The sequence below is a fragment of the Frateuria sp. genome (assembly GCF_013362045.1).
Classification (GTDB): domain Bacteria; phylum Pseudomonadota; class Gammaproteobacteria; order Xanthomonadales; family Rhodanobacteraceae; genus Frateuria_A.
In genome coordinates this window covers 1-4,479 of the sequence record NZ_JABFWW010000163.1, presented here as the reverse complement: position 1 = coordinate 4,479, position 4,479 = coordinate 1, and the positions used below count along the sequence as shown (strand labels likewise).

Here is a 4,479-nt window from a genome sequence, read left to right as displayed (position 1 = left end):
GGCGGGCCCCGCGCCGGCCGCCAGCACAGCGAGGAATCCACATGGCACGCGGCATCAACAAGGTCATCATCGTCGGCAACCTGGGCGCGGACCCTGAGACCCGCTATACCGGCGGCGGCACGGCGATCACCAGCCTGCGCATCGCCACCTCCGAGCAGTGGACCGACAAGCAGAGCGGCGAGAAGCAGGAGCGCACCGAGTGGCACCGCGTGAAGCTGTTCGGCCGCCTCGCCGAAATCGCCGGCGAATACCTGAAGAAGGGCCGCCAGGTCTACATCGAAGGCTCGCTGCGCACCGACAAGTACACCGACAAGGACGGCATCGAGCGCTATTCGACCGACATCATCGCCAGCGAGATGCAGATGCTCGGCGGCGGCGAGGGCGGCGGCACGGGTGGCGGCGGCGGTGGCTTCCGTGAGCGCCCGCAGGGCGGCGGCCAGCGCCAGGGTGGCAACTACGGCGGCGGCCAGCCGCGCGGCAACGACTACGGCAATGCCCCGCGCCAGAACGCGCCGGCGCCGGCAGAGAGCGGCGGCGGCTTCGACGACGACGACATTCCGTTCTAGAGGACACCTTAGACCGTCTTTGTACGGTTTTGACTCACAAACCCCCGATTCGTCGGGGGTTTTTCATTATGCGGCGGTCGGAGCTGTCATCTTTCCGTTGCCGCTTCGTCATGCGCATGTCGCGCGCAGGGCCGACGCTGCCGCCAGCCCCGACCAGGCCAGCGGCATGCATCGAGCCACGTCCGTCCACGCGTTGCGCACCGCCTTCATCTCGGACATCCATCTGGGTTCGGGGCATTGCCATGCCGCCGAGCTCGCGCGCTTCCTCGCGGGCCTGCGCTGCGAGCGCCTGTACCTGGTCGGCGACATCGTCGATCTCTGGTGGCTGGCCTCGCACCGAGCGCGCTGGGGCGCGGCGCACAACCAGGTGGTGGAGCAGTTGCACCGCCTGTGGCGCTCGGGCACCGCCATCGTCTACCTGCCCGGCAACCACGACCGGCCGGCGCGCCGGCTCTGCGGCCTGGCGCTGCCGCCGATGGAGATCCGCCGCCGCGCGGTGCACGTCACCGCCGACGGGCGCCGGCTGCTGGTCGTGCACGGCGACGAGTACGACGCGCAGACGCAGTTCGGCGGCCTGCAGGAGCGCTTCGGCGACTGGCTCTATTACCGCATCCTCACCGGCAACATGCTGCTCAACCGGCTGCGGCGCCGCTTCGGTTGCCGCTACTGGTCGCTGGCCGAGTTCCTCAAGCGGCGCAGCGCCGCGGCGGAGGCGTACATCGCGCGCTACGTGGACGCCGGCCTGGCCGACGCCCGCCGGCGGCGGCTTGACGGCATCGTCTGCGGGCACGTGCACCGCGCCGCCCTCGCGCTGCGGGACGACCTGGTCTACGCCAACGACGGCGACTGGGTCGAGTCGCTGACCGCGCTGGTCGAGGATGCCGACGGCAGCCTGCGCCTGCTGTCGCACACGCACGAGACGCTTGCCCGGGTGTCGCCGCGCCGGGCGCGCGTCGCGGCCGCCGCTCCCGCGATGGGCCAGGCCGCATGAGCGCGGCAGCGGAAGGCCAGGCCCCGGCGCAGGCGACGACCGCGCCACGGCGGGTGCTGATGCTGTCGGACGTCTATTTCCCGCGCATCAACGGCGTGTCCACCTCCATCCGCGCCACCGCCCGCGCTCTGGTGCGGGCCGGCCACGCAGTGACGCTGGTCGCGCCCGACTACTGCGATCCGGCGCAGCCGCGGCACGATGCCGAACTGGGCGAGCGCTTCGAGGTGCTGCGGCTGCCGGCGAGGCGCATCTTCTTCGACCCGGAAGACCGCCTGATGCGCATGGACGCGCTGCGGGATCTGCTGCCCGCACTGGCAGCACGCACGTGGGACGCGGTGCACGTGCACACGCCGTTCCGCGCGCACCAGCTGGGCAGCCGCCTGCGCCGTTCCATCGGTTGCCCGGTCGTGGAGACCTACCACACCTATTTCGAGGCCTACATCGGGCACTACCTGCCGTGGCTGCCGCGCGCGGCCAGCGAGGCGTTCGCCCGGCGCATGTCGCGCCGGCTGTGCAACGCGGTGGACCACGTCATCGTGCCGACCGGCGAAATGGCGGCGGTGCTCGCCCGCTACGGCGTGCGCACGGCAAGCACGGTGCTGCCCACCGGCCTGGACCTGGACGAGTTCCACGGCGGCAGCGGGGCGGCCTTCCGCGCGCGGCACGGCATCGCGCGGGACCGCCCAGTGCTGGTGACGGTCAGCCGGCTCGCCCGCGAGAAGCAGATCGACTTCCTGCTGCGCGTCGCGCGCGAGCTCGTGCCGCGGTTCCCTGCCTTGCTGCTGGTTGTCGCAGGAGAGGGGCCGGATGCGCCGAGGCTGAAGGCGCTGGCGCAGGAACTGAAGCTGGGGGCGCACGTGATGTTCCTCGGCAACCTCGACCGCCAGAACGCGCTGCTGGACTGCTACCGCGCCGCCGACCTGTTCGTCTTCGCCTCGCCCACGGAGACGCAGGGCCTGGTGCTGATCGAGGCGATGGCGCTGGGTGCGCCGATCGTCTCCACCGCCGTGCTGGGGACGGCGACGGTGCTGCGTGGCGCGCGCAGCGCCTGCATCGCGCCGGAAGAGGTGCCGCGGTTCGCCGGCTGCGTGGCCGAGCTGCTCGAACAGCCGGAGCGCCGCGCCGCGATGGCGGCGGCGGGCCCGGGCGACGCACGGGCATGGGGCGTCGATGCGATGATGGCGCGGCTGCTCGCGGTGTATGCGGCGGCGCGACCGGCCCCGCTGCGCGAAAGCGCCTCCCTCGCAGAGTGAGGTTTGCCGTCCCGCGCACAGCCGACGCGGGCCGTCCGGTCCTTGGCGGGACGCGCCGACCGGCAGCCCTGAGCCGGGTCTGTCACGGTTTTGCCACCTCACTGCAACGGCGCGCGACAGCCAGCGCGTGAAAATCATGTGCAACGCCGCCCACCCTGGGCGGCCTGCCCACGCGAACATCCATGCATTTGCGTATGCCTTCGTTGCGCCCTCTGTCCCTGCGGACGCGGTTGCTGCTCCGCTTGGTAGGTTCGGGTGTGCTGATGCTGCTGCTCGGTTCGGTCGCCGGCCTGCAGCTGGACCGCGCCGACCAGCGCCTGCAGCAGGCGGTCGGCGAAACGCTCACGCCGGTGGCGGCGGTCGGGCGCATCCAGAGCGACTACGACGACATGACGCAGGCGGTGGTCCATGCCGTGCTCACCCAACTGCCGTCCGCCGTGGACGACGCGGCCACCGCCATCCACAAGGACCGGACCAGCGCGGCGCGTGCCTGGGGGACGCTGGCCTCCAGCGACTTCGGCCATGACCAGGCGCGGGCGCTGCTGCTGGCACAACGTCACCGCGCCGACGCGGACGCGGTCGTCGACGAGGTGATGGCCCTGCTCGGCAGCGGCGACTTCACGATGGCGCAACTGAAGGTGTCCGGCGACCTGCAGCCGGCGCTGGTGCCGCTGAAGACCGACTACGCGAACCTCTTCGGCAAGGCGCTGGAACGGGGCCAGAGCCTGGCGGCGATCCAGCACCGCGAAAACCGGCGGGGGCTGGTCCTGCTGGCCATCCTGCTGGGCGTCACCCTGTTGCTGTCCGCCAGCGCCGACTGGATGGTGCTCGGCTCCATCGACCGCGGGCTTGCGCGGGCGATGCAGCTGGCCTCGGACATCGCGCGGGGGCAACTGGGCGCCCAGGTGCAGGGCAGCCATGCACGGGAGATCGACCGCCTGCTGGGATCGCTGGCGGGTATGGACGGGCAACTCGGCGCCGTCGTCGCGCAGGTCCGCGAGCGCGCCGCCAGCGTCGAACAGGCTGCCGTGGCCATCGCCAAAGGCAACGAAGCACTCAGCGGGCGCACCCAGGCGCAGGGCGATTATCTGGACAGCACGACGGGCTCGCTCCAGCGCATGAAAGCCGGCCTGCAGGCCGGCGTGGCGCACGCGGAGCAGGCCGAGCGCGTGGCTGCCGACGCCCGCATGCATTCGGTGCGCGGACGCGAAGCCATCGCGTCGGCGGTCGCCTCGATGCAGGCCATCGAACAGGCCGGCCGGCGCATGGGCGAGGTGCTCGACCTCATCGACCAGGTGGCCTTCCAGACCCGGCTGCTGGCGCTCAATGCGGCGGTGGAGGCGGCCCACGCCGGTGAACATGGCCGCGGGTTCAAGGTGGTCGCCCGGGAGGTGCAGCAGCTCGCCGGCCGTTGCGGCGAGGGCGCGCGCGACATCCGCCTGCTGATCGAGCAGAGCGAGTGCGCGGTCGCCGAGGGCACGGCCCGGGTGCGCAGCAGCGGCGAGATGTTCGCCGACGTGGCCGGCTCGGTCGACCGGCTGGCGGGCGTGGTCGCCGCGATGGCCCAGGCCGGCCGCACGCACGCGCAGGACGTCGGCAGCGTGGCGCAGGCGGCCGAACGCATGCAGGCGATGACGCAGGAGAACGCGGCGCTCGGCGAACAGGCAGC

The 4,479-nt window shown here is 72.1% G+C and carries 4 protein-coding genes; all 4 read left to right on the top strand.

Features of this window, described 5'->3' with window-relative positions; genetic code table 11:
• Positions 1–41 precede the first annotated feature (41 nt).
• Positions 42–566, top strand: coding sequence for a single-stranded DNA-binding protein (gene ssb, locus HOQ08_RS07885; RefSeq protein WP_291193042.1), 525 nt, complete (start codon positions 42–44; stop codon positions 564–566).
• Between the two features lie 166 nt (positions 567–732).
• On the top strand, positions 733–1,557 hold the full coding sequence (locus tag HOQ08_RS07880; protein WP_291193039.1) for a UDP-2,3-diacylglucosamine diphosphatase: 825 nt from the start codon (positions 733–735) through the stop codon (positions 1,555–1,557).
• Entirely contained in the window at positions 1,554–2,810 is a 1,257-nt protein-coding gene (locus tag HOQ08_RS07875; RefSeq protein WP_291193037.1) for a glycosyltransferase, read from the top strand. Before HOQ08_RS07880 ends, HOQ08_RS07875 begins: the two co-directional genes overlap by 4 nt.
• A gap of 242 nt (positions 2,811–3,052) precedes the next feature.
• A partial coding sequence (locus HOQ08_RS07870; RefSeq protein ID WP_291193035.1) for a methyl-accepting chemotaxis protein occupies positions 3,053–4,479 on the top strand: 1,427 nt, incomplete at its 3' end.